This window comes from Peribacillus sp. (assembly GCF_059453735.1).
The window spans coordinates 1-5623 of the sequence record NZ_JAZVJO010000249.1 but is presented as its reverse complement, the minus strand read 5'-3'; the positions used below and the strand labels follow the sequence as shown (position 1 = coordinate 5623).

Genomic DNA, 5623 nt, shown 5'->3' with positions numbered 1-5623 from the left:
ACATAAACGAGGGCAATATTCCCCCAATAAACGATGTAGCGCGGTTCCACCTGAAGCACTAGGCTGACATCATTGCCTTCGATTCCAATCTCTTCTTTCATTTCCCGAAACAGGCTCCCAAGAACATCCACCTTATTGCCCCTAATGTCCTTTCTGTCAATCCCGCCCGCAACGAACTGGACATAGCCCGGATTGGCGGTCTGCCCATTCATTTCTCCCATGACATACTGGTTATCCGCCGTGAGAATCAGCCCGTTCACCGCTGCCACCCTGCATTTATAGCCGTCAGGAAGGCCGCAATGCTTGCCATAGATGAAATGAGCAAAATCGGTTCGCTGTAAGATTACTCGCAGTTCATCCTCTGTCTCCTTCATCTCCTTAATAGAAAAGATTTCTCCCCTGTGAAAGGAATGACCTCTATCTTCAAGGGAAGCCCAATAGGAATCAATGGAATCTTGAATAGATACCGGGAGATCCATCTTCTCTTCTGAGACCGTGATATTCACTCGGGTCGGAAATCTTCGGATATGAATTGTACCCCATCTCCTTATATTTCATTCTTCTTGACTATGAATTTCGCTGCGATGATAGTTTAGTCCTTCTTTTACTTTCATACTTCTATAAGTGAATGGTTAATCTTTTCTATATCCCCATGCTTTATGGCCATAGATGATAATCATATGATCGCTGTCCATTCCAACTCGTTACTTGTTACAAAACGGCGCAGTTTTCCGAATATTTAACCATTATCTTTGATAATGCAATTCCTTGTTTAGTATATTGTAGATAGCAAACAATATAATAAACGAGGTGTTCACTATGATAACTTTCTCTGAATTAAAAACCGCGGATTTACTCCCTGGAGAAATTTACCAAGCTGGTTCAAGCAATAACTACTTTACAGATGAAGTAATCAGTAACATCTTTAGATTTGATAACTTGAGAGGGATTGGTAACCAAGGAGGCATACGGCGAACAAAAATAGAACAAAACAAGCAATTAAAAGATGAAGATGCGTTTGTAGTAATTCTCAACACACATCAAGATCCAGAATGGCCAAATGAATATAATAGGTCTACAGGGATATTAAAGTATTTTGGTGACAACCAAGATCCGAGTAAAGATTATCTAGATACAAAACAGCGTGGCAATTTAGCATTTAAAAAATATTTTCAGAGAAGTTATAACTCAAATAAAGAGTATATTGCACCATTCTTTTATTTTGAAAGAGTGAATACAAAGGATGTTCGATATATTGGGATTGCAGTCCCCTATGTAGAAGATTTAGAGCATGATTCAGCGTTAAAATTAAAAAAATTCACCAAGAATGGTGAAGAATATTATAATTATGAAGCTTTATTTTCAATTCTTGAGGTTCCTTCCCCTAGACAGTGGCTATATGATTTAAAGATAGGAAACACTCACAGTAAATATGCTCCAACTGCTTGGTATGAGTTTTTGGAGAATCGAAACATAATAGAAATAAAAAATGCACAGGATATTGACTTTCAAACAACAATTAAGGATACTCCATCAAATACTGGGTATCGTATGACCGCATATCGCAAAACACAAACCAATTTCAGAGCGAAATTATTAAAACGAGAAAGCCGTTGCCAACTTTGCCATCTTTCCTTGGAGCCTTTATTAATTGCCAGCCATATTATTCCTTGGGCTGTTGCTGATGAAATACAAAAAAATGACGTAAATAATGGTTTATTGTTATGTATAAATCATGACGCTTTATTTGATAAAGGCTATATCAGCTTTGATGAGAATGGCAAAATTATCATCTCAGATGTGATACCATCTTCCTCCCATGAATCTTTAAACATCCGAGATAGCATGAAGATTTCATTACTTCCTGAACAACAAGAATATATGGAGTTTCACAGGAATTCTTTGCTAAAGAATAGAAATAGATAATATAGATTAAAACACTTCATAAAACAATAGAAGAGGAAGAAAATACAGAGTTTTGATTTTCTCCTCTTTTAATCATTGTAAAACCTTTAATTGATATCTTCGCTTGGCATCCAATATTAACCCTTCTAATTTATCCACAGTTCCATAAAAATTCCTCTTCAAATCATGCTCCCATATTCGATAAATGTACCACCCCTGCCGTTTATAATAATCCGTAACTTCCTGATCATGCTCCTTATTCCGATTGAACTTGTTTATCCAGAATAACTGATTCTGATTTGGTAAAGTCCCATGCAGTTCACAAGCATGCCAAAAACAAGAGTCGATAAAAATGACTACCTTATACTTTTTGATGGCTATATCAGGGGTACCATATAAGCTTTTGACATTTTTCCTAAATCGAATACCCCGTCTCCATAACTCGTGAGATACTCGATTCTCAAGCTTTGTCCCCTTACCATGAATGGAGCCCATTATTTTCTTTCTTGTTTCATCTGACATTTGTGTATTCATTTAGAATCACATCACGGTCTAAGTTTTACTATTCTTTACCCGATTTCTATAAAAATGACACAAGCCCCTTCATATCTCGAAGGGGCTTGTTAGTATAATTATCGTTCGCTAAACGCAGATATATTCACTACATAAGGTCTAGAAGGTAATAGCTTTCCGTTCCTATCCAACACAGGACCATATACAATACATTGTCCCTTTTGAAGGTTAGTTAACTTTGTTTCCCACTCTTTTCTTTCTCTGTGGTCTGCCGCTATATTTGCTGCTATCGTTGATATTTCATTTTCAACAGGGGAGAAGTAAATCTTCACGGCTGAATTTTGCAAACGACTGATCTGATCGCCAGAGAACCCTTTTGTTGATTGGGTAGCGAACCATCCAGACCAGCCAAATTTCCGGCCTTCTGTTAAGATTTTCGCACTTGGCGAATTATTGCTGAAATCGAGACGCTGAGATTCATCAAGTACAGCTGGGAATGGTATACGTTTATTCCCATGTTGTAGCTTGTAATACCATAAATCCCAAAGGATGAATTCCGTAATTAACTTTTGGACATCAGGTGAATATCCTGTCAACTGGATGATGAATACCTTTCCTTTTCCTTTCTCAAGGAAGGACCAGTCCATATCCTGGCTCGAATCAAATGGGTTCTTGTCTATGAGCAGATTCATTTGTGACAGGGCTGTCTTCGCTGGCCCTGATCCGTCCTCCTCCAATAATTCGCGAAGAATTTCAAAATTCATCTTCTCATCGTAAATCGACATACCTTTCATGACTGCTTGATAGATGGAATTAAGCTGCTGCGGTCCCAAGGTAGTATAGATGGAACCAATAACATTCTTCATCCTTTCTGCCACATCAGAATCATCTTCGTCGATGAATAAATCTTCGTCCAATTCCTTCTTGTTCCTCTTGAAAGGATTAATCGGGAACTTTTTCGCAAGGACAATAAATTGCTCCAATCTGTCACCTAAGTTCTCCTTGAATTCATCCTCGAGTTGGGACTTCTTGAAACCATCCGTATAGTCAATGATAATACTGGATATATCATGTTTAGCCAGCTCCCATAGAAGACATTGGATGAAGTATGTCTTCCCTTGGCCGGATCCACCAGTGATGAATAGATGGCGATTGGCAAGGTTTCTATGTCCAAATTCCCAATTCACAACCTGATTAGAACCCTGGATCACTCCAATAGGAACCCTGATATCTTCTAAAGGTACTTGGGCTTCTAGGTCACTTGGCTGATTCTCATCATCTTCCTCGTTGATTACAACATCCTCTATTTGCTCATTGTCAGCATCATCAGTACTTTCTTCATCACATACTCCATCAGGAACATCTACAAATGTCTTATACTCATTTCCCAATGAATCCTCCGCTACCTCTTCATGCTGGATAGATTGATTATCATCCTCTTCTTTCGTGCCAGAGTCAGGATAATTCTCATCGCTCATTCCCACAAGATAAGAACCCCGATAACCTGAGGATACAAATATATGACTATCAGGTTGATATTGATTAGCCAAGAGCTTACTCGGAATAAAGTCCATATATCCAGTCTTCATCTTATCTACGATGGTTTCCATTGAAGTCGAAAGCCCGGCATAGGCATCCTCCTCAATAAACATCAGGTTCAGGATTTCATTATTCAAATCAGCTGACCGAAATCCACTGTTATTCCTAAAGTGAAGGACGGCCCCTTTACCTATATAGGCTTCTAAATGCTCCCCAATGGTGAAATCATCATTCAACAGTTGAGCCTTTAACTCATGTAACTGATTATATTTCTCTTTTGTCCATAATCCATTGGAATAATTCTTTTTCGCGTTCGACAACAGGATTTGAGCGAAGAAATTACGATAAAATTTCTTTCTAAAGCAATGTTCTCCAGGCTTATCAATGAGAAATTCCTTAAATAATGCCGCTGTCTTCTCAATTTGAATATGGGCTTTGCTTGTCTGAAGTCGGCCTATCTTAACCTCAACAGGATAAAGGTAAAGCATTAGTCGCCCTTCCCGCTCCTCAATTCCCATCATTAAAATATCATCACTATGCTTGCCGAATGATTTTAAATTCTTTGTTGAAAAGATTCCATCTCGTTTCGTCAGGTTAACCGCAGCCGCAACGCGAAGAATCTCTTCCAAAGATACCGGTACCCATGTAATTGATGGATGATAAAGATAACACTCCAAATACTTCATCGCTGATACGATGCTTATTTTCTCCCTGGCAAAGTGTCCCTTACTCCCAATGATACGTAATAGCCATTCTCCATTAATCGAATTAAACGCCTTGATGGCTTGATCGATATTATAGTCGGAAATCGTAGATGAGTGGTCATGAATATATTCCTTTATGACCTTTTTATATTGATTAGATTTGTCCGTTACCGTTATAGCGTCATATCGATCTGAAGAGGTATGTTGGTCATTATAGTGAATAACTAACAACTCATTGGTCGAGTCTTGGAAGAAATCCAAATCAACACCAGGTTCAATAAAGGTTACCCAGAAAGACGCCTTATAGAGATTTTTAAGCAGCTCTTGATTATGAGAAGATGTGCTCATTACGATTGATTTATTCTTACTATACGAACTTTTACCTCCCTTTTTCATGTTAAATGAAAGTTCATTATATCCGCTCGCTATCTCAACCAAATAACTAGGCCCTTCAGGTCCATTAAGAAGGCCAAAACCAGTACGGTAATCAGAATTACTGGAAATCGCCGCTACAGATGAAAGCAATCCATTAAGCGATATACCCGTATCCATTTGATTCATTGAATGAGACACCTCAATATCCTGAGTAGGGAGCTTAAAGAACGAGATATGACTGTATTGAAAATCCATATTATCCTTTGTCTCGTTCCGATAATAACGTATATTTTCCCTTATCAATCTTAATACGTCAGCAGCATCTAAATCCTTTGAATTGATGTCAATATTGAATTCCTCTTTTAAATCAGATGGGGTCTCGATAGAAGACAATAATTCAAAGGAGCTTTGGGAATCATGATTTCTGTATAGAGCTACCTCGATTGGTAAGATATTATCAGGTCCTAATGTCTCAAGCTGTTCCTTCATGAAGTTGAAGATTCCACGTACCACTTCTTTATCATTGTTAATTTCTACAACATTTAATAATAATGGAGATTTAGAACTACTTAGGAATAAGTAATCAA

The 5623-nt window shown here is 38.0% G+C and carries 4 protein-coding genes; 1 reads left to right on the top strand and 3 read right to left on the bottom strand.

Features of this window, described 5'->3' with window-relative positions:
- The coding region (locus AC52RT_RS07810) for an NUDIX hydrolase (protein ID WP_495540218.1) at nucleotides 1-479 on the bottom strand (479 nt) is incomplete at its 3' end.
- A gap of 340 nt (nucleotides 480-819) precedes the next feature.
- Here AC52RT_RS07810 and AC52RT_RS07805 point away from each other — a divergent pair.
- Entirely contained in the window at nucleotides 820-1926 is a 1107-nt protein-coding gene (locus AC52RT_RS07805; RefSeq protein ID WP_495540217.1) for an HNH endonuclease, read from the top strand.
- A gap of 72 nt (nucleotides 1927-1998) precedes the next feature.
- On the opposite strand, the gene AC52RT_RS07800 is transcribed toward AC52RT_RS07805, so the two are convergent.
- Both AC52RT_RS07800 and AC52RT_RS07795 read right to left on the bottom strand, forming a co-directional pair.
- Nucleotides 1999-2439: a very short patch repair endonuclease gene (locus tag AC52RT_RS07800; protein ID WP_495540216.1), complete on the bottom strand. Its 441-nt coding sequence runs from the start codon at nucleotides 2437-2439 to the stop codon at nucleotides 1999-2001.
- A gap of 98 nt (nucleotides 2440-2537) precedes the next feature.
- The coding region (locus AC52RT_RS07795) for a helicase HerA domain-containing protein (protein ID WP_495540215.1) at nucleotides 2538-5623 on the bottom strand (3086 nt) is incomplete at its 5' end.

Bases quoted from the DNA above. Each gene is read 5' to 3' on its own strand.
- AC52RT_RS07805 (WP_495540217.1), top strand. From the start codon at position 820: ATGATAACTTTCTCTGAATTAAAAACCGCGGATTTACTCCCTGGAGAA.
- AC52RT_RS07800 (WP_495540216.1), bottom strand. From the start codon at position 2,439: ATGAATACACAAATGTCAGATGAAACAAGAAAGAAAATAATGGGCTCC.